18 protein-coding genes, 1 pseudogene and 1 riboswitch are annotated in these 25,976 nt (G+C 69.2%); of the genes and pseudogenes, 8 read left to right on the top strand and 11 right to left on the bottom strand.

Features of this window, described 5'->3' with window-relative positions:
* Positions 1 to 13: 13 nt before the first annotated feature.
* Complete coding sequence (locus tag ABZ348_RS29375) at positions 14 to 1,102, bottom strand: M20/M25/M40 family metallo-hydrolase (RefSeq protein WP_358938128.1); 1,089 nt, start codon at positions 1,100 to 1,102, stop codon at positions 14 to 16.
* Between the two features lie 115 nt (positions 1,103 to 1,217).
* Positions 1,218 to 1,352: riboswitch (cobalamin riboswitch) on the top strand.
* A 137-nt stretch (positions 1,353 to 1,489) separates the two neighbouring features.
* On the opposite strand from ABZ348_RS29375, the gene ABZ348_RS29370 reads away from it, so the two are divergent.
* From ABZ348_RS29370 to ABZ348_RS29360, 3 genes are all read left to right on the top strand, one after another.
* On the top strand, positions 1,490 to 1,984 hold the full coding sequence (locus tag ABZ348_RS29370) for a DUF4430 domain-containing protein (RefSeq protein WP_358938126.1): 495 nt from the start codon (positions 1,490 to 1,492) through the stop codon (positions 1,982 to 1,984).
* 93 nt (positions 1,985 to 2,077) lie between these two features.
* Entirely contained in the window at positions 2,078 to 2,863 is a 786-nt protein-coding gene (locus tag ABZ348_RS29365; protein WP_358938124.1) for a TSUP family transporter, read from the top strand.
* A 763-nt stretch (positions 2,864 to 3,626) separates the two neighbouring features.
* Positions 3,627 to 4,670: an SGNH/GDSL hydrolase family protein gene (locus tag ABZ348_RS29360; protein ID WP_358938122.1), complete on the top strand. Its 1,044-nt coding sequence runs from the start codon at positions 3,627 to 3,629 to the stop codon at positions 4,668 to 4,670.
* 42 nt (positions 4,671 to 4,712) lie between these two features.
* On the opposite strand, the pseudogene ABZ348_RS29355 reads toward ABZ348_RS29360, so the two are convergent.
* The 9 genes and pseudogenes from ABZ348_RS29355 to ABZ348_RS29315 form a co-directional block, all read right to left on the bottom strand.
* Positions 4,713 to 5,002 (bottom strand): annotated as a pseudogene (locus ABZ348_RS29355) (transposase); the annotation flags it as partial.
* A gap of 199 nt (positions 5,003 to 5,201) precedes the next feature.
* The gene (locus tag ABZ348_RS29350; protein ID WP_358938120.1) at positions 5,202 to 6,689 is read right to left on the bottom strand and encodes a hypothetical protein; all 1,488 of its coding nucleotides are present in this window, start codon (positions 6,687 to 6,689) and stop codon (positions 5,202 to 5,204) included.
* Positions 6,686 to 8,212, bottom strand: a complete 1,527-nt coding sequence (locus ABZ348_RS29345; RefSeq protein WP_358938118.1) for a hypothetical protein — start codon at positions 8,210 to 8,212, stop codon at positions 6,686 to 6,688. The genes ABZ348_RS29350 and ABZ348_RS29345 overlap by 4 nt, the downstream gene beginning before the upstream one ends.
* Positions 8,209 to 9,780 carry a hypothetical protein gene (locus tag ABZ348_RS29340; protein ID WP_358938116.1) on the bottom strand — a complete coding sequence of 524 codons (1,572 nt, stop codon included), beginning with the start codon at positions 9,778 to 9,780 and terminating at the stop codon, positions 8,209 to 8,211. Before ABZ348_RS29340 ends, ABZ348_RS29345 begins: the two co-directional genes overlap by 4 nt.
* Complete coding sequence (locus tag ABZ348_RS29335) at positions 9,780 to 13,268, bottom strand: hypothetical protein (protein WP_358938114.1); 3,489 nt, start codon at positions 13,266 to 13,268, stop codon at positions 9,780 to 9,782. Before ABZ348_RS29335 ends, ABZ348_RS29340 begins: the two co-directional genes overlap by 1 nt.
* Positions 13,268 to 15,976: a hypothetical protein gene (locus tag ABZ348_RS29330; protein WP_358938112.1), complete on the bottom strand. Its 2,709-nt coding sequence runs from the start codon at positions 15,974 to 15,976 to the stop codon at positions 13,268 to 13,270. The genes ABZ348_RS29335 and ABZ348_RS29330 overlap by 1 nt, the downstream gene beginning before the upstream one ends.
* Positions 15,977 to 16,114: 138 nt before the next feature.
* Positions 16,115 to 16,690 carry a hypothetical protein gene (locus ABZ348_RS29325; protein ID WP_358938111.1) on the bottom strand — a complete coding sequence of 192 codons (576 nt, stop codon included), beginning with the start codon at positions 16,688 to 16,690 and terminating at the stop codon, positions 16,115 to 16,117.
* Positions 16,687 to 18,870, bottom strand: coding sequence for a hypothetical protein (locus ABZ348_RS29320; protein ID WP_358938109.1), 2,184 nt, complete (start codon positions 18,868 to 18,870; stop codon positions 16,687 to 16,689). The genes ABZ348_RS29325 and ABZ348_RS29320 overlap by 4 nt, the downstream gene beginning before the upstream one ends.
* 374 nt (positions 18,871 to 19,244) lie before the next feature.
* Positions 19,245 to 20,330, bottom strand: a complete 1,086-nt coding sequence (locus ABZ348_RS29315) for a chitinase (protein ID WP_358938107.1) — start codon at positions 20,328 to 20,330, stop codon at positions 19,245 to 19,247.
* A gap of 524 nt (positions 20,331 to 20,854) precedes the next feature.
* On the opposite strand from ABZ348_RS29315, the gene ABZ348_RS29310 reads away from it, so the two are divergent.
* The 4 genes from ABZ348_RS29310 to ABZ348_RS29295 all read left to right on the top strand — a co-directional run bounded on the left by ABZ348_RS29310 (position 20,855) and on the right by ABZ348_RS29295 (position 23,417).
* On the top strand, positions 20,855 to 21,472 hold the full coding sequence (locus ABZ348_RS29310) for a hypothetical protein (protein ID WP_358938105.1): 618 nt from the start codon (positions 20,855 to 20,857) through the stop codon (positions 21,470 to 21,472).
* Positions 21,473 to 21,491: 19 nt separating this feature from the next.
* A complete protein-coding gene (locus ABZ348_RS29305; protein WP_358938103.1) occupies positions 21,492 to 21,938 on the top strand; it encodes a hypothetical protein in 447 nt (148 codons plus the stop codon).
* Positions 21,935 to 22,729 (top strand): hypothetical protein, encoded by a 795-nt coding sequence (locus tag ABZ348_RS29300; RefSeq protein WP_358938101.1) that lies wholly within the window; start codon positions 21,935 to 21,937, stop codon positions 22,727 to 22,729. The genes ABZ348_RS29305 and ABZ348_RS29300 overlap by 4 nt, the downstream gene beginning before the upstream one ends.
* A 109-nt stretch (positions 22,730 to 22,838) precedes the next feature.
* Positions 22,839 to 23,417, top strand: a complete 579-nt coding sequence (locus ABZ348_RS29295) for a DUF4240 domain-containing protein (protein ID WP_358938099.1) — start codon at positions 22,839 to 22,841, stop codon at positions 23,415 to 23,417.
* A 77-nt stretch (positions 23,418 to 23,494) separates the two neighbouring features.
* Here the strand turns inward: ABZ348_RS29295 and ABZ348_RS29290 are convergent, their stop codons facing one another.
* The gene (locus ABZ348_RS29290) at positions 23,495 to 24,718 is read right to left on the bottom strand and encodes a LuxR C-terminal-related transcriptional regulator (RefSeq protein ID WP_358938097.1); all 1,224 of its coding nucleotides are present in this window, start codon (positions 24,716 to 24,718) and stop codon (positions 23,495 to 23,497) included.
* Positions 24,719 to 25,014: 296 nt separating this feature from the next.
* Here ABZ348_RS29290 and ABZ348_RS29285 point away from each other — a divergent pair, with 296 nt between their 5' ends.
* Complete coding sequence (locus ABZ348_RS29285; RefSeq protein ID WP_358938095.1) at positions 25,015 to 25,812, top strand: hypothetical protein; 798 nt, start codon at positions 25,015 to 25,017, stop codon at positions 25,810 to 25,812.
* The last annotated feature ends 164 nt before the right edge of the window (positions 25,813 to 25,976 follow it).

Here is a 25,976-nt window from a genome sequence, read left to right as displayed (position 1 = left end):
GCGATCGGCCCCGTCACACCGAAGTGATCAGCTCGGCGAGCAGTGCGGCCCGGAGAGGCATCTCCGAGACCACCACGTGCTCGTCGTCGGCATGGGCCCCGCCGCCCACGGCGCCCAGCCCGTCAAGTGTCGGAACGCCGGCGCCCGCAGTGAGGTTGCCGTCGGATGCGCCCCCGACCGCCGCCGCGCACAGCGGTCGCATGCCGAGACGAACTGCCGCGCCCTGCGCCACCGCGAACAGCGCGGCCGAAGAACCGTGATCCAGCGGCGGCCGAACCGGACCGCCCTCGACGATGAGCTCCGCACCCGGAGTCCGTACGACGAGCCGGTGTATCTCCTCGTCCACCCGGGCCTGGGCCGCCTCGCTCGCGGCCCGTACGTCGACGCGGATCGTCGCCCGGTCGGGAACCGTGTTGGCGGACGTGCCCGCGGAGACGAGGGTCGGGGTGATGGTCGTGGCCTCCGGGCCGTGCGGTCGGCCCTCGCGCATCGATGCGTCCAGTTCCGTGAGGGCGAGGATTTGGTGGGCGGCCTCCACTGCCGCATTGACGCCCTTCTCCGGCTGGAGTCCGGAGTGCGCAGCTCTGCCCCGTACGGAGACGTCGTACCGCGAGACGCCCTTGCGTACGGTCTTCAGCGCCCCACCGTCCGCCGATGCCTCCAGGACCAGGGCCGCCGCACACCCGCGCACCGAGTCCAGGACCAACTCCCTCGATGTGCGCGAGCCGACCTCCTCGTCCCCGGTGACCAGGATCCGGATGCCGTCGAGGGAGGAGAGACTCCCCACCGCGTGGAACATCTGCACCAGCCCGGCCTTCATGTCGAAGACACCCGGACCACGGGCGATGCCGTCCCGGATCGACCAGGGGTGGTCGGACAACGAGCCGATCGGCCACACCGTGTCGTGGTGCCCCACCAGGAGCACCCGGGGGACACCGAAGGTCCAGCGCAGATGGGTCACCCCGCCGATCACCAGGGTTTCGGGCGTTGCATCCAACCATCGGCTGCCCTGCGCCGCGACCGTCGCCGCACTGCGGGCAACGGCCCGGTGGTCGGCCGAGAACGATTCGCACAGGACGAGCTCTTCGAGCTCGCTCAACATGCGGTTGAGGTCCACAGGGTCCCTTCGTCGAAGGCAGAAGGACTGGCCGAACTCCTGTAAGGAGCAAGTTCGTTGGGAATCATCCCAAGAACTCCGGCGGCGGGCTACGATGCGTGGGCTCCGGTCCGACCGGGGTGACAACTCAATGCGTGCACGACTGGGGAAAGCCGGTGGGATTCCGGCGCTGACCTGCAACCGTGAACGGCAGTTGGCTGCCGTGAGCCGGAGCGCCCAGCGTGATGCGCGTGCACTGCTTCCCACCGCCACGGTCTGCGGCGCGAAGCCCCGAGTCCGGTACCCGGGCTGCGTCCGTCCGTGCGGCGGTACGCGGGCCGTCGAGCGGGCCGAGGGGGCCGCGCGGCCGGCCCCCATCGGAAAGGCACCCTCGTGCGCCAGACGTTCGCCCTCCGTATCGCGACCCTCACCGCGGTGCTCGGCCTCACCCTCACCGCCGCACCCCTCGCCCACGCGGCACCTGCAACCACCACCGTCAGTACCAACACCCCGGTCTTCGTGAAGCTCACCGTCCAAGGACCTGAAGGCCGCCTCTTCAAGGGCCTCATCAGAACCAAGGGACACGACGTCACCACCGCGACCGGTGGCACCCACCCCTGCGACGGCACCAACGGCGGTCAGTACCCGACCGCCGTACCCACTCCGACCGCAGCCCTCGACGACGCCGCCCGCAAGCGGCACTTCACGTGGGACGGGACCTGGTACCCGTCCTTCGATGACTTCTCCGTCGACACCATCAAGGGAGTCAGCGGCGGGGCGTCCGCCTACTGGAACATTTCGGTGAACGGCATACCCACCCCGGTCGGCGGATGCCAGTTCCGCATCAAGACAGGTGACCACGTCGCGTTCACCTGGACCGCCTTCTAGTCCCAGCCAGCCAGCCAGCCAGCCAGCCCGTCAGTCGGCCCGTCCGCCCACGACCTGGTGGATACTCAAGGCGGTGATCCGAAGGGGGACGGGGTGGACTGGTCGGGCGGGCTGCTCGCATGGACGGCCGGATTCGCAATATCGATCGTGACCGCACCCGTCGGTGTGTCCGGTGCGGTGTTCCTGCTGCCGGTGCAGCTCAGTCTGCTCCAGGTGCCGAGTCCTTCGGTGACGCCCACCAATCTGCTCTACAACGTGGTCGCCGGGCCGGGTGCATTGCTGCGGTACCACCGTCGAGGCGGGTTGGGCGGCCGACTGCCCGGGCTGCTGATCGCGGGCGCCGTGCCGGGGGTGGTACTCGGCGCGGTGATCCGCGTCTTTGCCATCCCCGGTCCGGAGGTCTTTCGACTCCTGGTCGCCGCACTGCTGTTGCCGCTCGGTCTGTGGTTGTGGATCCGCACCCTACGTCCGCTGCACCGCACCGAAGGGCCCGACCTCGGCTCCCGCCCCACCGTGTTGCTGGCACTGGCCGTGGGCACCGCCGGTGGGATCTACGGCATCGGCGGCGGCTCTCTGATCGGCCCGATCCTGGCGGGCCGGGGGATGTCGGTCGCCAGGGTCGCCCCCGCCGCATTGGCCTGCACGTTCGTCACCTCCCTCGTGGGCGCGGGCACCTATGTGGTACTCGCCGCCGTCGCACCGGGTCACAACATCGCGCCTGACTGGTTCCTCGGACTGGTCTGCGGCCTCGGTGGACTGTGCGGCGGCGCGGTGGGGGCGCACCTCCAACCCAGGCTTCCCGAGAGGTCGTTGAGGCTGCTGCTCGGAACGCTGGCCATGGCCCTGGGCGCCCTCTACGCGGTACAGGGCCTCACCTGAGAGCGTCCACTGTCAGTGCAGTGCCCGCTTGACTGTCCACCATGGAGCTCATCCACACGGCCCTCAGAACCCGCCTTTCAATCTGCTGTACGCGGGAGCGTTGGCCATGGAGCTCGGGCGGCAGGATGCTGTGGGCACAGGCCGGCGCTTGTCGCCGGCGGAGGGAGTGCTGGCGTCCCGTGTTGAAGGAAGAGCGGATAGCGCTTCGGTAGGCGTTCGGCCGTCTCCGCCTGGTGAGATGTTCACGAGATTCAACAGTGCGGGGCTCCGTTCCATTCGTGTTGGTCCCGTTGGGGTGCGGTAGTCCCGGCGTCCGAATGATCTCGTATGAATCAAGAGCCACCCCCTTCGCCTCCAGCCGGAGTCAGGAGTCGGGTGGGGTCCGACTCTCCGTCGGCAGACTTTGGCCAGGTGTGCAGGGGCAACAGCGTTGGCCGGCTGAACTTGTCTTCGATGGACGCTTCTCTGTGCGTATGGCCGACTGCGCGTCAGACGTCTTTGCCCCTTCATTGTGCGGTCACGCTTCCCGGGCTGCGGCGGCCGGATGGGACTGCTCCTCTATCGGGTCGTGATCACATCCGAACTCGTCGGCCGTACCTTCGCGGCACCCCTGTTGAACAGGAGAGATGGATGTATGCGCGGGGCTGGCCGGTAATTGCCCGTTTGGCGCACAATCCTTGATCATCACATTCTGCGCATGAATGAATGCGGAGTGTTCACTCCGTTCGCCTCTCCTCGTGGGCCCCAACGAAAGGGCACAGCCATGTCTTCAGCCATGCGTAAGACGACGAAATCCCCGGCGGTCTGGCGGCTGACCGCCGCGACCGTCGCACTGGGCAGCTGCCTGGCGCTCGCCGGCCCGGCGGGAAGCGCCGGCGCGGCGCCCGCCGACCCCGTACCGACCGTCTTCTTCGGCGACTCCTACACCTCCAACTTCGGCATCGCTCCCGTGAACAACACGGACAGCGAGAGGGGCTGGTGTTTCCAGGCCACGGACAACTATCCCGCCGTCGCCGCCCGGAGCCTGGCCGACAAGGGCATCACGCTCGACGTCCAGGCGGACGTCTCCTGCGGAGGCGCCCTCGTCCACCACTTCTGGGAGAAGCAGGAGCTGCCCTTCGGCGCCGGCGAGCTCCCGCCGCAACAGGACGCGCTCAAGCAGGACACCCAGCTGACCGTGGGAAGCTTGGGTGGCAACACACTGGGTTTCAGCCGCATCCTGAAGCAGTGTTCCGACGAGCTCCGGAAGCCCTCTCTCCTGCCGGGAGACCCGGTGGACGGGGACGAGCCAGCCGCCAAGTGCGGTGAGTTCTTCGAGTCCGGGGACGGAAAGCAGTGGCTGGACGGTCAGTTCGAGCGGGTCGGTGCGGAGCTGGAGGAGCTGCTCGACCGCATCGGCTACTTCGCCCCCGACGCGAAGCGCGTCCTGGTCGGCTACCCCAGGCTCGTGCCCGAGGACACCACCAAGTGCTCGACCACGGCGCCCGGTCAGACACAGCTGCCGTTCGCCGACATCCCCCAGGACGCCCTGCCGGTCCTGGACCAGATCCAGAAGCGGCTGAACGACGCCATGAAGAAGGTCGCCGCCGACGCCGAAGGCGGCGCCGACTTCGTCGACCTCTACGCCAGCACCGGCGCCAACACGGCGTGTGACGGCGCCGACCGGGGCATCGGCGGCCTGCTGGAAGACTCCCAGCTTGAACTCCTCGGCACCAAGATCCCCTGGTACGCGCACCCCAACGGCAAGGGCCGCGACATCCAGGCCAAGCAGGTGGCCGACAAGGCCGAGGAGATCCTCAACCGATAACGGGGCGCGCAACCCCGCCGGTCATCCAAGAGGTCGCGCGTGGCTGTCGCTCGAGACGGTCCAGCCGATGTCGCCGTCGTCGTCTGAGACTGCCAGGACCGCGGCGAGGATCCGTTCCCAGGCTCCGTTCGCTGCCCACCCCATCAGCCGTGTGTGAGGGGTCTGGAATGGCCCGAGTTCGTCTGGTAAAGCGAGCCGGTGCGGTACTTGTACGAGATGGCCTCAAGGGTGCGGCGGTGATCGGCCCACGGTCGCCCGTGGGCCGGATCGGCCGGTATCAGCGGCTCGATCCGGTCCCACATCACAGCAGTGATCACGCAGCGGACGGACACACCCGATCAACTGACCAACCAATCAAAGAGACACCGCCTAACCGGTACTGCTGGCGGGTCGACGGCGACGGCCCCGACCGATGGCCTGTCGTGGTGCAGTCCCTCGGAGGCGAGGTTCCTTCGACTGCTGCGACCGGGACCACCGGATGGGACACCTGCTGAGCGGCACGGGGGACCCGTGCCGGCCGTGGCGTCCCCTTCACCGCCGTGGCGGCGCTGCCCGTTCCGCCTCGGCAGCGTTGCCGAAGTCCCACAGACAGACCAGACTCCGGTCCTCGACCGCCGCGCGCACCCGTGCACTCACATGAAGCAGGAACGATGTCAGCCGTGGCTGCCTGCCCTCCCAGCGGTCGGCGAACCAGTCGCCCGTCCCCTCGTGCAACAGGAGTTGTGCCGTAGGCCGGGAGCACACCGCCAACACATCTCCCTTCCTGGTGCGAATCGGATCCCAACGCACCCTCGCTTCCCTACTGGGCAGCAGTGGCCCACCGGGTCCCGCGTCCTGGACGGGGAACACCGTCGACCATTGCCCCTCCCGCAACCGGAGCACCATGCCGTCACCCGTGCCGAAGGCGAGATGGGTGCGCGACGTCCGGTCACCGAGTGGCGACAGCAGAGCCGTCATCTCCACCTCCACCGCCCGACCGTCGACGGTGCCCTCCTGGGACGACCAACCCCGGTTGTTCGCCTCCACCCTGATCGCCCTCCCCACATCGCCCAGGGCCAGCCGCAGCGCAGCCGCCGGCGTCGAGAAGTCCTCCACGACGTTCGTGTCGGTGTCGGTGGCCTCCGCGCGGGGCGTGAGCCAGGAGGAGAGCACATCGGCCTGGTTCTGGATCTGGGTGACCAGGGCCCGACAGGCGTGCGAGGCGGCCGACTGGGACCAGGCCCCCTCGGGCGCACCCGCCGCCACCGCGCTCAGCAAGGTGGAACCGCCGAGCCCCACCGGCATCCGCAGCAACACGGCGTCCCGGCGGTGTTGCTGTCGTTGCCGGTGCCGGTCACCGCAGACCGACGCCGCCCTGACCACCACCGCACCCAGGTCGGCCCCGTCCACGACGCTGTCCGCTGTGGCGTCCGCACTCAACGACAGCTGTTGGGGTATCGCCGGCTGCGGCCGGTCGGGCTCGTCCGACGAAGGCTGACCGTCGGAGGGAAGCCAGGTGCGATCGTGCTCATGGAGATCGAACTCCCGTAGACACTCCTCCGCCCTTCGTTGCGCTTCCTCGGCCTCCTCCGCCCGTGCCGATGCCGCGCGTTGGGCGGCCTCGTACTGGGCGTGCAGCCGTTCCACCTCTGCGTGCAGCCGCGCGGTCTCGTCCTCGGCGCGTTCCTTCTCGCGCGTGGCCTTGACGGCCTGGAACTGGGCCTGGTCGCGCTCCGCCGCCGCCCGATCGCGAGCCGCGGCGAGTTGTTGGTGCTCGGCGACCGCACCCTCGTGGGTGGCCAGTGCGCGATCGCGCTCCTCCATGGCCCGGTTGCGCTCGTTCAGCGCCCATTGCGCTTGGTCGCGCTGCTGGGACACCTCGCGCTCCAACTCCTCCAGTCGACGGTCGGCCGTGTCATCGGAAGCGGGAAGCACCTGGGGGAGTGGGACCGGGGGAGCGAGCGCGGCCCGTTGTCGATGGACGAGGAGGCCGATGGTCGCCAGAGCGACCAGCAAGAGAACACCCAGCACGAACGTCATGATGAATCCTCCTTCCGGCCCTGCGGCCGGGGGTCGGTCGGCGAGGTAGGGGCGGGCGAGGTGACGGCGGCACCGGAGGCCGGGTCGGCCCCGAGAGAGCGCGTACGGCGCCCCTGCCCCGCGGCCCGGGCGGCGAGCAGGCCCACCGCGTCGTTCTCCAATTGGGCCCACATCTCGTCCGCTGCCAGGGGCGGTGCTGCCCTGTCGGTGCTGCCGGGGGTAGGAGCGGGGCCGGCGCTGTCGGACCGGGGAGTGTTTGCCCGGAGCTGGTCGAGCGGCCAGTTGTGGGCGAACGCCGTGTCCCGACAACCGAGTCGTGTGTCATCGAAGGCCGCCGCAAGTCGCCTTCGGGTCAACTCCGCGAGGCCCTCGGCACCCGCGCGTGCCAATGAATCCACCAGCTCGCCCAATGCTGTGAGACCGCTGCTGTCCCGGTCGGCGAGCGCCTGCGTGAGCAGGGCGACACCGGGGCGGGTGGACGGAGCGTCGGGCGCACTTTTGGCCGCAGCCGCGAGGACGCCGGCGACGGCGTGTGCTTCGGCGGTGGCGATCGCGCAGAGCCGTGGGCGGAGGCCGTCCAGCAGTGCCGCGAGACGTCCGCCCAACCAACCGGCCAACTCCGGCACGGTCCCCGCTCCCGACCGCTCGTCGACCGTGGCCACCAGGGCGACCGAAGGACCGTGGGGGCACGCCTTCAGGTGTTCCGTCCAGCACCCCAGCCACTCCACCGTCGGCCCGAGCTCCCCTGGGGCCGCCCCACTGGACACGGCACGGGCCGGGAAGAGCAGCAGCACGCCGTGGCAGGCGCCGATCAGCCGCCGTACCGCCCCGGTGGCGTCGGCTGCGGAACCCGGCGTACCGCAGGGCACGTCCAGGAGTTCCACGGGCGTTCCCGCACCCGTCGACACGAGCAGCGGGCGCCGGTCCGCAGGGCCACCGAGCCAGCTGACCGGATGGGCGAAGAAGGATTCCAGCTCTGCCGCTTCCCGGTCCGGCACTGCTCCCGCCACGTCCTGGATCCGCCGCCACAGCAGCGTCGCCGCCCGGCCGGGCTCGACCTCGTACCAGGGGCGGCCTGTCCTACGGCACTGCCGCAACCAGCCGGCGGTGTCCGTTGGGAGCGAGCGGTCTTCGAGGAGCCGCCGCCCCAGCCGTTCCAGGACACCGCCCGCCTCCGGCTCGATCACCAACCGGGCTCGACCCTCGGTCGCCGCCAGGACCAACGGAAGAACGCCACGGCCCTGCGTACCCGCCCCCCGCGTCGGCGGTGATCCCCCGCCCTCCGGCCGGTGGCCGGTGAGCAGCGCCGCCACACCTGGATCGGGCAGTCGGCGCAGTACGGCGATCCGCACCGACGGCGCCGGTCGACCTGATTCCCGGGCACGCAGCACGGCCGCTGCGTCCCGCGCCAACTGGGGCGTCACCCCGCCGGCACGCCCGGCAGCGGTCTGCGACAGCACCCGCGCGGACTCCACCCAGGTCAAGGACGGGGGGCGCCGGTCGGCACCGGCTGTGGTCATCATTGCGGCCTGATGACCACGGCGCCGATGCCCTTGCCGTCCTGGGCACCGGCCAGCGCGTAGAGCACCCACTGCAACGCCCTCGGCGCGCCCTTGCGTCCGGTGAGGTTGTCCTCCTCGCCACTGCCGGTCAGGGCGATCAGCTGAGCGCGCTGGAGTCGCTCCGGATGGCTGTGCAGGACGTAGCCCGCCCTTTCCGCGGACTTCGCCAACTCCGACCAGCCCGCCGCCCGCCACCGCCACCACCAGCTCTCCTCCGAGGCTGGTGTGGTGTGCAGCACCGAACCGATGAGTGCGTCGAGCCGGTGCTCGGCACGGAAGCGGTTCTCCGGGTTCTCGACCCGCTGTGAGGCACTGAGGGACGTGAGGTGGTCGACGAGGAGTTGTTGGAAGGTCCCCACCGCCTTGGTCACCCCGATGTTCTGGCCCTTCCAGCGCAGTACGAGCAGCGGATCGAGGCGCGCCAATTGCAGTGCCTGGTGAGCTCGTACGGCCCAACGGCGTCGGCACTCCCGGTCAGCTTCGGTGCCCGTCCACCCTGCTGGACCGCCTTGGAGGCCTGCGGCCCTGGCGAGTTCGGCGGGCAGATCGGACGGCAGCTTCCCCTTGGCCGTCGGTGTGAGGCTCAGCAGTACGGGAGTGCTGTGGTCCACCAGCGTCGGAACCAGGACGTCCGGGTCGTCGATGCCCTCGTCCCGCGGTGGTTCGGTGCGGTCGCCGGCACGGCGCAGTCCCACCGCGGCCCGGGCCGCGGCCGACAGCTTCCCGTGCCAAGCGACCCGTTGCTCATCGGGCAGGCGCAGCAGGGCGACATGGGCCAGCCGCCAGTAGTCGCTCGCCGAGCCGGGCGGTGCGATCTCCGGTTCCTCGGCCGGTCGGAGTCTGAGCAGATCGGCGGGGGAGTCGAGCCACAGCCTGGCGTCGACATCGTCGAGCAGGGCTCGATACTGCTCCCGTACCGCCTCTTGCAGCGGGTCCGCCGGGTCGATGCGCTGGACTGTGCTCCGGCCCGTCGACGGTGAATCACCCTGCACGGCGTCGTCGGGCGCCTCGTCGGGGGATTCCTCCACGAGGACCTCGGACGCCACCACCGGGGGTGGTACGGGTGTCGTTGCGGTCGTCGAACCGTGGGAGGGGTCATCCTCCGGAGGTGTCAATGGGGCGGCGTCTTCGCTCACATGACCTTCCGCGCCGGTGAGCGCGGCTTCGGTGCCTTCAGTGCCATCGGTTCTGTCGGTTTCGGTGGAAGGACCCCCTTCCGAGCCGTCGTTCGACGCCCCGTCCTCGGCCCGTCTGCCCGCCAGGACCAGATAGCCCAGACACCGGGCGGCCTCCAGGAGATCGCGCCCCTGCGGGTCCTGTCTGATCTCCTCGTCGAAGGGCGACCGGTCCATCACGCCGTAGCAGACGGTGAGCGCCTCCAGCAGGATGGCCCGACTGGGTGAGGCGGAACCCAACAGCGCCAGCACCCGTACGGAGAAATCGGACAGCAACTGCTCCGGGGAGCAGTCCGCGGGTGAGGTCGCCTCCCCCGTTCCTCGGGCGTGGTGCTGACCGGTGCGGTCGTCCATCAGTGACCTCCGTTGAAGGGGTCCCACTCGTCCTTGAACTCGGGGCGGCCCCGGTGCATCCGGCGGCGATACACCAAGCCCGCTTCCGTCTGCACCTCCAGCAAGTTCAACGCGGAGGCGTAGGGCACCGCGCCACGGAACACGGAGAGACGGCCGCGGGCGTCCAGGGCCGCCGTGTGGAGCCGCTGCTGTCCGTGGACGGCCGCCTCCGGAACGGGCAGGGAGTCCAGGGGCACCGGATTGCCCCTGCCGTCGTCGAGGTGGAACTCGTACTGACCGTCGGTCGGCGGTACCGGAATGCGGGCGATCCGGCCCGGCAACCGATGTTGGGTGCTGTCCGCGTCGGGGTGGAACGACTCGGTGAAGTAGTCGTCGTAGGCGCCGGGCTGCGGCTGGGGGAAGACCTCGGCCAACCCTCCGTCGACCGTGGCCACACACAGTCGCCCCGGGAGCCGACAGCGGCCGAGGTCGGGCTCGAAGGCCGCCCCGGGGATCAGGTCCGCCAGGTCCAGGTGGTGTCGGGTCGTGTCCACCCAGAAGTGCGGACGCCCGTTGCAGAAGAGGATGTACGGGTCCAACTCCTGGTCGACCTCGATCAGATAGTGCACCCCGTTCTCCCGCCGGGGGTGCCACGCCGGATGGTTCAGGTCGATGGCGTCCCGACCCTCCGCCGCCAACTCCACGTCGAAGCTCCCCCACTGGATGGATCGGGAGGCCGAGGTGATGCGGTGCAACTCCACCTTGCGCGGCAGGAGGTTCCAGGCCGATCTGATGCCCAGGGTGCCGCGTTCGTCGAGTTCCACAAAGGGCTCACCGGCCCGCAGCAGCACCACGGGACGCATGGCTCCCGCCCGTGGCCCCAGATCACAGGGCAGGCTGGAGAACAGGCCGTGCGTCTCGATGTCCAGGTCCGTCATCCGGGGGTGCAACACCTGTTCGTCGGTGCGCTTGGTCTCCGTGACCCGCGCGACCGACCGTACGGTGTGCGCCCAGCCGGCACCGATCGACGTCGCCTGCTTGGCGGCGAACCCCGTCTCGATCGACAGGGCCGTCGGATTCCAACCGAACTTCAACTGGGAGCCGGAGTCCGCCCGCGACAGCACGTCGATCACGGTCTCCCGCACCAGCGCCATGTTGCTGGTGCGCCCGGACAGGACCACCTGGTCGAGTACGGGCTCCTGCCAGGTCGCCTGTCCGGCGGCGGCAGCGGCTGCGATGTTCTCGTGTTCGCGCTCGAAGGTCGTACGCACCAGGTCGGCGCCCATCTCCGCGGCCCGTTGCAACACCGGGAGCATTAGCCTCCGGAACTGACCGGCATCGAGGACGAGAGCACCCTGCGGCTCCGTCAGCCCCTTGGAGGCGCCCTGCACGATTTCGGTCAACTCGTGCATCTCCAACTCGACCCGACCACCGACGGCGGCGCTCAGAGCCCGCTTCTTCGCTTCCGCGAGCCGCCAGAGACTGCGGAACCTGTCCCGGGGGCCACCGGCCGTCTGATGGGGGGACGAGGTGTTCCACGAGGTGGGCAGATAGTCGTCCAGGGTCTCCTTGACGTTCTTGTCCACGACCCGGTCGAGATTGCGTCCCGCCTGGTCGGAGACTTGGGCAGCAAGGGAACGCCGTCCCTGTCCCGGCTCCTGCTCCCCCTCGCCCCGGATGCGCAGGGCATCGACGATCACCGCCTTCAGCCAGTAGAAGACCTGGAGCGTCAACAGGTCTCCGCCGAGTTGTTCGTGCCCCGTCGAACCGAGCAGAGTCGGCTCCAACCGGTAGCGGCGGCCGGCGATCCTGCCGTCCTTCTCCGGCCGGTCCGGCGTCTGGTCGACCAGGACCAACCGGAGCAGGGCGATGTCCGTCGTACCGCCCCCGATGTCGATGACGAGCATCGTGCGATGCCAGGTGGCCGGTGTGACGGGGAACGTACGCCCGGGCTCGCTCGCTGCCCCGGACGCGTCGAGTTGCGGCGGAACGGTACGGGTGACCCGGCGGGAGCGCGCCCGCAGTGCCTCCAGGCCAAGGTTCTGGTTCCCGGACAGTTCCCGCATCACGAAGAAGAGGCCGGCAGCCAACCCTTCGTCGTAGTCGGTGACCACCCGGGGCGCCCCCAGCGCAGCCCGCACCAGATGCCCCAGTCGACGCTTGACCTCCGGCAGCACGGTCGTCGGATAGGTCACCACGACCGTTTGGACCACACTGCCCGGGTTGCTCTTGTCCGCGGTGAGCTTCTCGGCCGTCCGTACCAACTCCAGGTACAGGTGCTGGGTCAGATGGATCGCGGAGAGATCGGAGTCCGGCACGTCGGGCAGTTTCGCCCGCATGACCATCCGCTTCAGTCCGGTGATCGCCCCCGACTCCTCAGAGAGCCGGAAGACGCGCGATTCCGGGAGCGCGGACGCACCGTCGGACACCCCGTCGACGATCTCGACCAGCGAACTGGCCGGTGCGAACGTGTCGACCCCCTTGGGGCCGGGAAACGGCACCGGACGGAGTTCATGGACGCGCAGCGGCGGAGTGTCGGTCACCCGCGTATAGCCCTCGTGCAACCGGGGGACCAGCCAGGTGCGCAGCTCCCGCGAGCCGCGGTGGAGCGCGTGCTCCACGGCGAGTTGCAGGGCCGAGATCGCCTCCGGATTGTCCTCGGCCACCATGGCGAGTGCCTCTCGCCCCGTCACCGTCTCCTCCGTGGAGCCGCGCAGGGTCAACTGGCCGTCGAGTATGTCGCTGACCGCGGTGCGCCACACCGCCGGAGCGTCCTCGGGGCCGCTCCCTTGCGTCGGGGCCGCGGGCGGTGTCAGCAGTTCGGTGAGGAACCGCCCGAGCGCCCGCCCCTGATCGGGATCGATCGGATGCCGCTCCACATAGCCGGTGTCCTGGAGGGTCACTGTCGATGCCGTGGTGCCGAAGTCGACGACCACGAACTCCTGGTAGTGGTTGTCCGACGGCTCTCGCAACGGAAGGAACTCCGGTGTGTGGTCCGTTGCGGGAACGGTCTGCGGCACCTCGCCCGGTGGGGCGAACTCCAACATCACACTGGCACCGACCACGAACTTTCCCTTGGCGCTCTTGAGGTCGACCTCCCAGAAGGCGTCCACGTACAGCGGTTCGTCCACAGCGCGCGCCGCACTGCCCGCGGGGCGCGGACCCAGATGGACGAAGACGCTCTCCACCGTGGCGTCCCGGACCAGGTCGAGGTCGCCGATCACCGGTTTGTGGGCGTCGCTCTCCGCGGACCAGGCGACGCCCAGGGCACGGGCCAGACCGTGCGGCAACTCGGCACTTCCCACCGGCGCGAGCCGGAGCCGGCCGGGGAGTTGGACACTGACGTACATCTGCCCTGGCTCATGGTCGGGGTGCAGTGTGACGATCGGCAGCGCGTAGCAGCCCTCGTACGCGAACAGGCGGAAGGAGCGCTCCCCGGTCCGCAGCACATGATCGGAGGGCACCGACACGGAATCGGGGACGCGGAACGACAGATACGGCTCGGCCATCAGGCATTCCTCCAGGTGCTGATCAACAGATCGATCGGCTGTCCACCGGCGGTCTCATCTGATGCATCGTCAGGATCATCGACCCGGGCGCCCTCGGAGTCCGGCTCGGCCGGGCCGACGGGACCGGTCGGATCGCCCGCGCCGCCCGCACCTGACGGTGGTGGTCGGACGTCGTCATCGGTGGGCAAGAACGCCTCCGTCTCCGTGTAGAACTCGATCAGCGCGTCCACCCGGGCGGTCAGCAGTCGGTTCAACCGGTCGGTCACCAGGGAGGCCGCCGTGTCCGCCGCGTAGAGCCGCAGTTGCGCGACCATCAGCGGATGGCGCTCCTGGCTCTCCGTCATCGGGTCCAGATCGGGCACGCCGTGGTGCCAGGGCAGGGCGTGGTCGGCCTGGGCGGGAAAGCGCGCGGCAAGATCCTCTTCGGGCGTCGGACCGGTGGCGTGGAACTCGGCCTGTCGGGTCACCACGTCCACCGGATCGAGTGCCGTCCACAGCTGTGAGAGCCGGTTCTCCGCCTGGTTGACGTCCCCGATGTACGAGAGGAATGTCTCCCGCAACAGTGGGACCGTACCCGGCTCCTCGAACCAACCCCGCAACTCCGCGAAGGCGTCCTGCCAGGCCGCCTGCCAACTCGCCAACCACTGCCCGAGCTCGCTCTCCGCCTGCGCCGTGCGGCCGGTGACCAGTGCGGTGAAACGGGTGATGTAGCCCTGGGACGTGTCCGCCGCGTTCTCCGTCGGCACCGGCACAGCGGGCTGTCCCGGCAACGGTTTGCGCAGAGCGGCGGTCGGCGCCTTGCTCTTGGTGACCAGCCCCTTCTTGTCGGCCCTGGCCCGCCGTAGCAACTGCTCCCATTCGACCCAGTCGTACACCTCCGCGCGCACCTGCCCGGCGGCTGACGCCAGGCTCGGCGGCGCCGACAGTTCCACCACGGCCAGGGGCAGTTGCTCCGATGCGTTGTCCCCCAACCCCCGACCGATGTCCCGCACCTGGCGCAGTTGGGCCAACAACGCCCCTACCAGCAGACGGAAGCGCTGGATCTGCTGACGGATCCGGTGGAACTCCGCGAGACCGGGATCCTTGTCCGCGGTCTCCAGCCTGATCTGGTACTGGAGCGCCAGCAGGGCCGTCCACAACTTGCGCCGGGACGCCTCCGCGCGCTCGGTCTTCTGCGCGGTTCCATGGGCCCGCAACTGGTCCTCGATCAGCTCTTGCAGCGCCCGAATGCCCCCGTCCCGTTCGGCCTCGCGCAATCTGCCACCCCAGGGCCCCGATGGATCGACCAGGTCGAAACGGGCGGCCGTACCCTCCCAGCGGGGGTGTGCACCCTGGTCCAACTGTTGAAGGGCGTCCTCGATGACGCCCCGGGTGCCCGGGGACAGTTCCGCGTACGGCAGGCCGTACCGACGGATCGCCGACACCGACGAGGTGGCGACGACCGCTGCCTCCCGACCCTTGACGAACTTGTCCGAGTGCACGTGGATGCCGTTCAGCGCATCCGAGCGCTTCAACAACTCCGCCTTCGACAACACCGCGTCGGGCAGTGTCGGAACGAGGACCCGATCGAAGCCGTTGGCCGCGACGAGAGCGGCCCGGGCCAGGGCCTCCGGGCTGCGGCCGTCCTTGACGAGCATCCCCCAGAACTCCTCGACCCCCCGGCCGCCGGGCCTGCGTGAGTCGAGCACCACCAAGATCGTGTGCACCTCGGCGAGTTCACTGCGACTGAGATGGACGTCCCGACCGTAGGAGCCCGCGCCACCGATGCCGGGGAAGTCCAGGAACTGCAAGGGGTGCTCTTCGAGGAGCCGGTACAACTGCCAGTGCTCGGGCGATACGTGGACGTCGAAGACGACCCGCTCGATCAGCATGAAGCTGCGAGCCAGCACCGCGGCGTCCTGCTCCACATCCGCCGCGCTGAACGGCTGGATGCGGGGGCGCGGTTTCACCGCGGGGATGCGCTCCTCGGTACCGTGGTCCAGCGCCTCGCGAACCAGTCGGGAACTGACGTGTTGGACGGTGCCGAGCACATCGGTCTGGCTGAGCAGCGCATCGCGGATCCGACACAACTCGGTCGCCGCCGCCCGATGGGTCGCCGAGATCTGGATGGGGTCGACCAGGGGCTTCGGGCCCTCTGCGGCAGCCACGGGCCAGAGACAGGAGATCCACTGGTCGAACGGGCCCCAACCGCGGGGATCGGCCAGCGGATCGTAGTCGCCGAGCGCCGCTTGTGCGCCCAGCGCCGGATGGTCCTCCTCCATACCGCGGGCCAGATCGGCCATGATGGCGCGGACGCAGGACCGGAGCCGCTCCTCGGTGAGGTAGTGGACCTCCGCGGTCGGCCCCGTGTGGGTCGCACCCTTGACGTCGGCCTTCGACGGGTGCTCCGCGCTGCCGTCGCCCCGCGCCGGCGCCTGGTGCAGTCGGAGCACGGTGATGTTGCCCGTGGCCTTGCGGTCCTCCACCGGGAGGAGGTCCGGCCTGCCGAGGACCGAGCCCAGCAGCAGGGACTTGCCCACACTGAATTCGCCCACCACACCGAACGTGACGGGCTTGCGCACGCGGTCGTGCAGTTCGAGGACGAAGCGCATCACCTCGGCATGACGGTCGTGGGCCTCTTGGGTCCCCGGTATCTCCTGCTGTTCGAGCATGGCGAGGGTGGCGTCGGCGAAGCGGCGCAACTCCGCCAGATTCATGGTTGGGGCCAAGGTGGTGGTCCTCCTCGTTCCGTTCTGCGCTCGGGTGACGTCCAAGGCGTCGGTGGCTGAAGGGTCTGCCGGACCGCCCGTGCGGTCCTTCGCGGGGGTGGTGTTCGAAGTGGCGGTGGCCCGTGCGGTGGGCCTCGGTCAGTCGCGTAGGAAGAAGAGTTCGATCGTGGCTTGTCCTTTGGCCCGGTCGCCGCTGGTGTTGCGGTAGCCGCGGATGATCTCCTCGTGGAACGGCGGGAAGAAGGTCGGGGAGACGGACGGCAGCATCGCGGCGATGGCCCGGGCATAGGCACGGCTGGCGTCGTCGGTGACCGGACACGAACCGCAGGACGCGGCCGTACCCCAGACGATGACGAGTGCCGCGGTCTTTCCGGGGTGGGCGCGGATGGCCTCGGTCACCTCGTCACGGATCTCTCGGACCGCCGTCGACCTGCCGGCCAGCAGCCCGGGGGCATCCCCGGTCACGTCGAACTCCTCGCTGTCGGGGTCGAGCCCGGGCTGTGCGGTCGAAGCGGCGGGAGTGGGGGAAGGAGAGGGAACGGAGGAAGCGGAGGCTGACGGTCGGGCGGTGGGGGAGGCGCTGACCGCAGAACGGTCATCGGCGGTCGGAGTGGTCCATTGACCGCCGAGGGCGATCACCGCGATCACCAACAGAAGGTCGGCGAACAGCCAACCCGCGGCGTGCGCCACACCGCTCGACGACCGCGGCCTCATGGCCCCTCCTCTCCGCTGCTCGCCGCCGAACCGGTCCACGGACGGTCCACGCCGTTTCGCTCCGCGCTGCCCGGAGGAGCAGGCTCGGGAACCTCGCCCCGAATGCTGTCGTCCGGTGAATCGGCGGGCACGGCGTCGCGGGGGCCCTCCGCCGCGAGATCGCCGGTTGCGCGGATTCCGAGGGGAGTTGGGGCACGGCGTGCAGCGGGGGCGCCGTGCGTGCTCTGGTCGTCGGGATCCTCCGAGTACCACTCGTCCCAGCCCGTGTGTCCCTCATCGCGCGGTCGATCCACCGACGGCGCCACGGAACGGTGCTCCCCGGACACGGTCCCTTCGGGAACGGCAACGGCCCACAGGGTGGCGGCACCGGGCGCCGGCTCGTCGGGCGGGCCGTGGTGCCGGAAGCTCACCTCCGGCTGATCATCCCCGTACGCCCGACCGGTCTGGTCGTTCGGCGCGAGCCCGGTGAACGACGCCCGTGGGTCGTCAGCACGGCTGGGGACACCGGCGCCGAATCCCATCGCCGGATACTCGTCCGCGCCGATCGGCGCCGGCCCCGAAGCGTCGTACGGCAACTCCGGACCCTCCACACCGTGCACCGCGGACGGCCACTCCGAGCGAGCGACGGGTGGTTCCGGCGGCCCGTGGACCGGACCCGAACGGGCGAGCCGCTCGGTCGTCACCTCGACCGAAGCGGCGACCGCCTCCAAGGTCCGGCGGAACTCGTCGACCGCTGAACGAAGGCCCTCCTCCGTTTCCGCCCGAGTGACCCGGGCCGCCAGCTCGGCGTTCTCGCGCCGGCCCGCCAACTCCTGCAACTGCACCATCTGCGAGGCCAGTTCACCGGTCACCGCCCGGACCTCGCCGCGCAGCGAAACGACGAGCGCCGCCACCGCCCGGTCGTACGCCCAACCGATCCGCTCTGCGCCGTCCGCCGCCGCCCCCTCCAGGGCCTGCGGCAGCGCGGCAACCGTCCCGTTGAGCTGCTCGGTCGCCCCTCCCAACTCGACCGCCGCGAACTCCAGTGCGGTCCGCGCTCCGTCGAGCGTGCCCCCCAGCGCCCCGGCCGTACGATCCAGCAGTTCGACTCCCCGCCGTACCGCGTCCTCCTCGTGGGCCGAGGCGTCGTCAGCGGCCTCCTCGATGCGCCGCACCGCGTCCGTGGCAGCGGCGGACAGTTCGCCGGCCGCGGCGTGGGCGGACTCCCTGACCCGTTGACCCATCTCGCCCAGGACCTTGACGACCTCATGGGAGAGCACGTCCGCTCCTCGCCCTGCGCCTTCGGCAGCCTGCGACGCATGGCCGGCCGACGTCTCGACGGCAGCGGCGGCCTTCTGGAGGCCCGCAACGGCCGCCCCGAGTGCTTCGGCAGCCGAGCGGGTGAGGGTCGCCGTCTCCCGCGCCTGCTCCACCAACTCCCGAGTCTCCCGCTGGACGGAGCCCGCCAACTCGCCCAGGGTCCGTAGATTTCCGGCTGCCCCCTGCAACTCCTCGGCGAAACGGAGCGGTGTCATGTGCGCCGCACCGGACGCCAGGGCCTGCACCTGTACGAGCGCACCGGCGAGACGGGCGGCGAACACCCCGGTCGCGCGCTCATCGGCCGACTCCTGCCGACTGCGCAGGCGGGTCGCCGCGATGAGACCGCCGAGTGCCAGAACGGTGTAGAGCACCATCACATCGAAGTGGAACGGGGCCCAGAGCTCTCCGGCGAAGCCCTGCTGCCACAGACCGAGGAACGATTCGCCGCCGCCTTTGCCGGCCTCCCGCATCTTCTGGTAGGCCCAGGCCGCAGCACCGAGCCCCGCCCAGGTGACCAGCAGCGGCAGGAAGACCAGTGCCCCGGCCCATCCTGCGAAGGTCCGCGCCCATCGCTGTCGTCGCGCACGCCAACCCTCGGACCCGGCGGCGCTCCGTGCGGGCGGAGCCCCCCGGGCGCGAACGGCCGGTGGGATGGGTTCCGGAACGTTGAGCAGTGTCCCCGGTGCGCTGTAGACGGCGACCAGATCGGTCCCTGACCATCGAGCGAGCCGCTCGGGGTTGGTGATGTCCCCTGCGAGTTCGATCAAGGCGGTGCGATGCACGGCCACCCGCGGATCCATGGCCAACGAGGAGAGTTCGGCGGCGAGTTGCCGCGGATTTCTCCCCGTCGGGCCGGCCGCGGGCACATCACTTCTGGCCATCGAACCCCCCAGTCCGGTATGACCCAACGCCCTGTCTTCCCCGAACAGGACGTATCGAAGCGGTCTCGGACGTATGGCCACACTCCGCACCGAGCCGGTCACCATTACGCCATAGATCCGGCCATCCGCACTATCGGTTGAAGGTAAAACGTCGGTCGAGTCGACCCGGGGACCGAATGTCCGGCGCAGTCCGTTGGTCTGCGTTGGTCTTCGTTCGACTGTGTTTGTTCTGAGTTCGTGGCGTCCGCGGTGTCTGGGCCTCCGCGGTGTCTGGCAGGGGAGACGGGAGGAGCCCGACAAGCAGCGGGGACCGGTGCCGACGAGCGGCACCGGTCCCCTGCGGCCTGAGCCGCGACCTCGTTCTCAGCAGGCGATCAACGGCCCTGGAGTGTCTTCACGTTCTTGCCGAAGGTCCAGTTCCGCGACCCGTCCCAGTTGATGGACCAGGTCATCAGCCCCTTGAGGGCGTTGTTGTATCCGCTCCAGGCCTGGGCCACCAGACTCGGCGACATATAGCCACCGCCCGCGCCCTGTTGTGCGGGCAGACCCGGCACCTGCTTGTCGTAGGGGACCTTGATGGTCGTGCCCTGGATGACCAGCCCGCGGTTGAGGCAATCCGTCTGGGCCTTGAAGCCGGCGACGGTTCCGGCGGAGTACGAGTCACCGGAGCATCCGAACATGCTGCCGTTGTAGTACTGCATGTTCAGCCACCACAGCCGGCCGTTGTCCGCGTACTTCTTGATGATGGGCAGATAGGCGCCCCAGATGGAGCCGTACACCACGCTGCCACCGGTGACGTAGGCCGTCTCGGGGGCCATCGTCAGCCCGAAGTTGGCGGGCATCTGGGCGAGGACGCCGTCGATGATCCGAATGAGGTTGGCCTGGGACGCCGACGGCTGGTTGATGTTCCCGCTGCCGACCAGTCCGGTCTCGATGTCGATGTCGATGCCGTCGAAGTTGTACTTCTTGAGGATCGGCACCACGGTGGCGACGAATCGGTCGGCGACCGCACTGGAGCTGAGGTCGATGCCGGCGGCAGCCCCGCCGATGGACATCAGGATGGTGAGTCCGTCCTGTTTGGCCTGACACATTTCGGCCGGTGTCGGAACCTTCACCGTGTTGTCCATGCCGTCTTCCCACAGGACCGTGCCGTCCGAGCGGATGACCGGGAACGCGGCGTTGATCACGTTGTATCCGTTGGCGCGGATGCGGCTGTCGGTGATCGGAATCCAACCGAGCGGGGGATGCACGCCGTTGACCGCGCCGTCCCAGTTCTCCCAGTAACCGTGGAGCACCTTGCCCGTGGGCTTGGACTTGACCGCACAGGTTTCCGCAGCCGCCGCCGTGGGGGCGGTGCTGCGGTCGCTGGGTGCGGCGCTGGGGGCCCCGGCGGTCACCATCTGTACGGCAAACGCCATGGCCAGGGCGGAGCCCAGCAAACGCATCTTCCGACCGATCATGCGTGCTCCCTTCGGGCCCGCCGTGGGCGCCGGCTCGGCGTTGCGGCGGGCTCTCGGTGAGTGGTGGGGGGTGTGTGATCGCGAAAGCGGATGTCCGCGTGCCGCCCTGGGGGCGGGGCGGCACGCGGTGGGGGAGCGACTGCCGGGGGGCCGGCGTCGTGAACATCCGGGCGGCGGGAGACGGGGAGTCGTGCGACTGGGGAGAGCCGCAGGACCGAGAGCTATGGGGGATGGGGAGGGGTAGCTCTGTGGAGCACGCTTACCTCCTGGACTGTGGGGGCCTGGAGACATCCGCGGTGCGATGCGCCACACCGTAGGTTGGTCCAGACCTGCCGTCAATAGGTCTGGACCAAAGTCGTGGTGGGGCGCGTGATGGGGTGAGGTACCGCGACAGCGGGTAGAGCCATCGGGTCGGGCGCTTGTTCGGTAGTGCTGCAACCAAGGCGCAGGTGTTTCAACTACCCATAGACAAAAGGGCTGTTAAGGTTCCGACTTGCGATGACTGGGGGAATCTGGGGGAAGTCGTGGCTTCAACGCATGTGCGAGATCTGTTCGTTCCCACGGGCCCTGGTCCGCGTTGGGGCACGCTCGCGTTCGCCCTGTGGCTCCTGGGACTCCTGGGCTTCATGACGTACGACTACGGCTTGCAGGACAAGTGGAGCGCCGACGCCGAAGCCAGAACCAGAGCGCCCGCCACCAGCTCCCTGTCCGTCACCGTGAAGCGGCCTGACACGTACTGGATCAGCCTCGAACACCGCAGCGACCTCGCCCGCTCCGCCCGGCTGGACACCTTCATCGAGCAGGAGCGGTCACGACCGGCCGGCATCCGCGTGGTACCGAACGCCGGACGCCCTCCCGAGATCGAACGCGAGAGAAGCGGGCGCGACTACTGGATGTCGGATGAACAGGGCAATTGGCACGGTCTCACCGCAGCCCGCCTCGACCTCGCCCCTGGCACCTACCGCATCTCCACGACGGTTCGCGACCAGGGCGTACGCATCGCCCTGGGCCCACAGGCCGAGCTCCCCGACGCCAGCAGCCTACTGACCTGGACGCTCGGTCTCAGCGGCAGCGGACTACTGATCGGCGCATGGGCACTGATCGCAAGGCGCCGGGCGGCCCGGCGCATCCTGGGGAACTGAAGGAGGAGGGGGAAAGAACATGTTCGAGGAGACCGCGGAGGAGTCCCTGCGGAAGTTGCGCTTGGGCGAGGAGGCCCTGCGCGACTGGGAGGCACGAGGCACACGGACACAGACGGTGAGCAAGTTCGAAGCCGCCTACTGGGTGTTCTTCGCCCTGCCGCTCACCCTCCTCTACCTCGGCGTGATGGCACTCGTCCGCGGCTCCACCTGGCTCGCCCAGGAATCACTGCTCTCCGCACTCTTCCCGGCCCCCGGTGACAGCCTCGCCCGCTACGCACTGTCGATGACGACCCTGCTCCTCCTGCTCCCCGGCGGACTGCTGCTCGCCGCGCGACGTCTGGCCACCACCCGACTCAGACTGCTGGGCAACGCCGTATTCCTGCCCTCGGCGGTGCTCCTCGTCCCCGTGCTGCTGTTCGTGGCCGCCCGGACCATGGACGCCGACATCGTCAGGCTCGGATCATGACCGCCCCGGTCGAGCCGACCCGACGCGATTTGGGGCAGCGGTTGCGCGCGCTTCCACTACCCGTGGCACTCGCGCTCGGCGCCACAGGGCTGCTGCTCATCGGCTCCCTCCTGCCCTGGGTGTCCGGCGAAGGTCCGCTCTCGTTCGGCTGGGGCAGGCACGCCACCGGACGCATGGCATTGGGATCACGGGCCGGTCTCGCAGGCGGCGACGCCGTCATCACACTCCTCTGCGGTGCGGCCACCCTCGTGATCGCAGCCCACCGCGCCTGGCTCGGCCCCCTCCGTAGCCACCGCACGGTACTGATCGGCTCTGGTGCTCTGGCCGCCTGTTGGGCGGTGCTGAACATGGTCGAGGCCGGTCGTACGCCCACGCCGACCGGGGAATCCCTCGATGTGAGCCCGAGCATCGGCCTCTATCTGGTGCTACTCGGCGCACTCCTCGCCATCGGCGCCGGAGTGCTCTCCCGACCGGATCCGGTGGCCGAACTGACCCTCATCACCCGTCGAGCCGTACGGCTCTGGAAGTCGGGACACGAGGTACGCGGACTGGCCCGGCTGCAACACGGAGTCAGGGCCTGGGAGTCGGGCGTCGGCACGGCCCATCCTGCGTTCTCCGTCGCCGTCGCCCTGTTGGGACGCATGTACCTCCAGATCGGTGCGACGGACCGGGCGGTCGCCGCCGTGGAACTGGCATGGACCCAGACAACGCACTGGCCGGAGTCCGATCCACAGGCCCTGGGCATGGTGCAGTCGCTGCACCACGAGGTGCGTTCCCTGGCACACGGCTAGACAACTCAATTCCATCGGGCGCCCGGGAGATGTGTTGCCGGGTATCGAAAGGGGCGGTTCGCAGGGGGCACGCCGGACGGCTGCCAGCGGGTTCTGCCACAGTGGACCGGTGATTACAGAAACCTCCGTTCCCCAACCGCTTCCCCTCGACGACTTCTGGCACCTCATCGACGAGGCCCGTGTCGCCACGACACCGGAGCGCCCTTTTGCATCGGTCCTCACCGACGTACTGGCCGACTCATCGCCGGAAAGAGTCCTCGGCTATGAATTGACGTTCTCCGAGGTCCACGGCGCGTTGTACCGCTGGGACGTGTGGGCCGCCGGCTATCTGATAGGCGGCGGTTGTTCCGACGACTCGTTCATGGACTTCAGGGCCGGGATCATCGCACAGGGCCGACTCTGGTACGAGCGGGTGCTCGCGGCCCCGGACAGCCTGGCGGAACACCCCGTCGCCCAGAGCGGTGAGCCCGACATGTTGGAGGAGCTCGTCTTCGACGAGGACAGCAACTACGCCGCGTCCCGAGCGTTCTCCCGTCTGTCCGGCAGCGAAGAGCTCTGGGAGGCGGCGACCGGATCGGTCACTCGACACGAGCCGGACATGGGGGAGTCCTTCGACTTCGACGACGACGAGGAGATGCGGCATCGACTCCCCGCACTGACCGCGCTCTTCCTGGACGGCGAAGGCTGATCTGCCGCGCCCGGCGGATTCCTTGCGCTCCTTGCGCTCCACACGCTCCTTGCGCGAACCGGCCGGGCCACGGCCCCCTACGGCCGGCCCGGCGGATCGTGGCGCATCCGGCCGTCCGTGGTGAGTGGTGGATCGTTGAGGAGAGGCAGGTAGCAGCGTTGGAACAACTCCCCGGTGAACTCACGACGGCTGCGCACCCCGGCCTTGTCGAACACCTTCCGTAGATGGTCCTGCACGGTGTACTCGGTGATGTGCAGGGCCGTCGAGACCTCAGCCGTCGAGCGGCCGAGCAACACCTGTTGGGCGACGTCACGTTCGCGGGGGGTCAGCCCGTACGCATCGAGCACCAGCGCCGTGAGATCGCGCGGGTGGGTCGGGGCCAGGGACACATACGTGAGCGGGGCACCCTCCGCGCCGCCGAGCCCCGAGGGACCGCCGGCCTTCTCACGCCAAGCGCTGAGGGTGATCCAATGCCCGGTGCTACCCAGGGCACGGGAGTGCACCTGCACCCCCAACTCGACCCCCTGAGCCGTGTTGACCAGGGCCTGAAGCGCATACGGCAGGAGCTGGCGCGGTCGGGAATGGGCTTCCTGGATCAACCCCAGCAGGTGCTCGGCGGTGGAGGTGCACAGGTGCACCTGCTGCTCGTCGTCGAGGATCAGCAGACCGGTCGCATCCGGGACGCCATCGCTGTCGATGCCGCCGAGGAGCAATGAGCGGCGCAGGGCAAGAGTCGCCGGAGCGCTGAGTGCCGCGGCGAGCTCGACCTCCGCAGAGGTGAAGGGCGGTGTGCCCGAGGAGCGACACAGGACGAACAGCCCCCAGGTGCGGGAGCCGTCGCGCAGCAGCACGCGCAGCTCGTCGCCGAGCCCCGAAGGGCGTAGGACATCACGGTAGTAGATGCTGTCGGCCAGCTGGCCCTTCGTCGATTGGCTCAGCACGCTGACCGGGCGGTTTCTGCGGGTGAGGGCACGGAGGTTGTCGACCCCGACCTGATCGGCGTGCTCGATCTCGAACAGCCTGGGCATGACCTCCGTCGAGAAGCCATGGGTGTGGATGCCACCGGTGTCCAACAGTGTGGACGGATCGAGCATGACCGCGCACCACACATCGGCGGGCGTGACCTTGAGCAGGGTGCGGGCGGTGCTGTGCAGGACGCTGAGAGCACCGGTGCGCTCGGTGCCCCGCAACTGACGTGAGAAGTCGTGTACGAGCGACGTCCGTGCGGTCGGCCTCGTACGGGTCGGTGGGCGACCGGCAGTGGAATGGCGGTCGGGCTCGGAAGCGGAAGCGAGGGTCACCCCGCCAGACTAGGAAGAACCCCAGACATCTGGGATGTCAACGGAGCAAAAGCACGCCTAACCTGGTCGCCCAAGGGGGCCCGGGGAAGGGCCAGTTGGCGGAGGGACGATCATCCTTCCGCATCCCACCCGGATGGCGGGGATGCGGGGAGGTGCCGTTCCCGATCCGCGCGGGCAGGCATCCGTGCGGCGAACAGTGATGGGGGGTCCGCGGGATGGGCGGCAGCAGAGACGGTCGGAGCTGGAGGGTGCGCACGCGGGGGAGGGGGCGAACCCTCTCATCGGCGATCGTCGCGATGAGTCTGGTGACACTGGCCGCCTGTGGCAGCGGGGGATCCGATGGATCGACGGATTCCAGCAGTGCCGCTGCGGCAGTCGAACCCTCGACACCCACGACCAGCTACGAAGCCACGCCGGAGGCAACGGAATCCAGCTCCGCTTCTGAGCCGAGCGAGACCGAGACCGCGACGGAGACACCGCCACCGGACGATTCCGAAAGCTCATCCGCGAGCGATTCCACCGACGGTGACGGCTCCGTGGACACCGACGGGACTGACGGGACTGACGGGTCTGCGAACACCACGACGTCCGACGTACCGCGCGGACAATGGACCGGAACCGCCCGTATCACCGTGGACTTCGCCGATCCCGGCTGTGCCTCGGCCTCACGGACCTACGAGCTTCCGGCGACGCTCTTGATCAGCGAACCGGTCGGAGGTGAGTCGAATGGCTTCCACCTGTCGTGGGCCAGTGACAGCCAGTCCGCCGAAGGAGCCTTCGGGGTGACGTCCGCCCTCGACGGCACGGACACCGTCGACGGTCGGCCGGTGGCCATCGGGTACTGGTCGCTGGACGACGACGGCGGCGGGGACATCTCCGGCAGGCTCACCGAATCGGGCGCCTCACAGGGGGCTGCCCACAATCTGGTCTTCGTCCCCAAGCCGATCTTCCCGTGCAGCAACTACATGCCGTTCGCCTACGCCCTGTCGACGGACACCACATTGGAGGGCACGGTGAGCGAGAGCTCTGCCTCACTGGTTCTCAGCGGGACGACGCTGGAAGGGACACGGAGCTTCCGTGTCGAATGGTCGTGAGCGCCGAAGACCCTCCGCCACAGGAGGCTCGGCGTCCCCCACGGGCGCCGAGCCGCGGCAATCTGTTGGTTTAGTTAGTTTTTGTGGTTGTTGATGTGGGTGGTGAGTTGGGGGATGACGGTGAAGAGGTCGCCGATGATGCCGTAGTCGGCGAGGTCGAAGAT

The organism is Streptomyces sp. NPDC005963, from assembly GCF_040638655.1.
Taxonomy (GTDB): Bacteria; Actinomycetota; Actinomycetes; order Streptomycetales; family Streptomycetaceae; genus Streptomyces.
The sequence above is the reverse complement of the archived record's forward strand: the minus strand, read 5'-3'. Positions and strand labels throughout refer to the sequence as shown.

What these genes read in the sequence shown, in the direction of transcription:
- ABZ348_RS29325 (WP_358938111.1), bottom strand. Translation starts at nt 16,690, where the DNA reads ATGAGGCCGCGGTCGTCGAGCGGTGTGGCGCACGCCGCGGGTTGGCTG.
- ABZ348_RS29340 (WP_358938116.1), bottom strand. Translation starts at nt 9,780, where the DNA reads ATGGACGACCGCACCGGTCAGCACCACGCCCGAGGAACGGGGGAGGCG.
- ABZ348_RS29305 (WP_358938103.1), top strand. Translation starts at nt 21,492, where the DNA reads ATGTTCGAGGAGACCGCGGAGGAGTCCCTGCGGAAGTTGCGCTTGGGC.
- ABZ348_RS29350 (WP_358938120.1), bottom strand. Translation starts at nt 6,689, where the DNA reads ATGACGTTCGTGCTGGGTGTTCTCTTGCTGGTCGCTCTGGCGACCATC.
- ABZ348_RS29345 (WP_358938118.1), bottom strand. Translation starts at nt 8,212, where the DNA reads ATGATGACCACAGCCGGTGCCGACCGGCGCCCCCCGTCCTTGACCTGG.
- ABZ348_RS29315 (WP_358938107.1), bottom strand. Translation starts at nt 20,330, where the DNA reads ATGATCGGTCGGAAGATGCGTTTGCTGGGCTCCGCCCTGGCCATGGCG.
- ABZ348_RS29375 (WP_358938128.1), bottom strand. Translation starts at nt 1,102, where the DNA reads ATGTTGAGCGAGCTCGAAGAGCTCGTCCTGTGCGAATCGTTCTCGGCC.
- ABZ348_RS29300 (WP_358938101.1), top strand. Translation starts at nt 21,935, where the DNA reads ATGACCGCCCCGGTCGAGCCGACCCGACGCGATTTGGGGCAGCGGTTG.
- ABZ348_RS29360 (WP_358938122.1), top strand. Translation starts at nt 3,627, where the DNA reads ATGTCTTCAGCCATGCGTAAGACGACGAAATCCCCGGCGGTCTGGCGG.
- ABZ348_RS29335 (WP_358938114.1), bottom strand. Translation starts at nt 13,268, where the DNA reads ATGGCCGAGCCGTATCTGTCGTTCCGCGTCCCCGATTCCGTGTCGGTG.
- ABZ348_RS29320 (WP_358938109.1), bottom strand. Translation starts at nt 18,870, where the DNA reads ATGGCCAGAAGTGATGTGCCCGCGGCCGGCCCGACGGGGAGAAATCCG.
- ABZ348_RS29285 (WP_358938095.1), top strand. Translation starts at nt 25,015, where the DNA reads ATGAGTCTGGTGACACTGGCCGCCTGTGGCAGCGGGGGATCCGATGGA.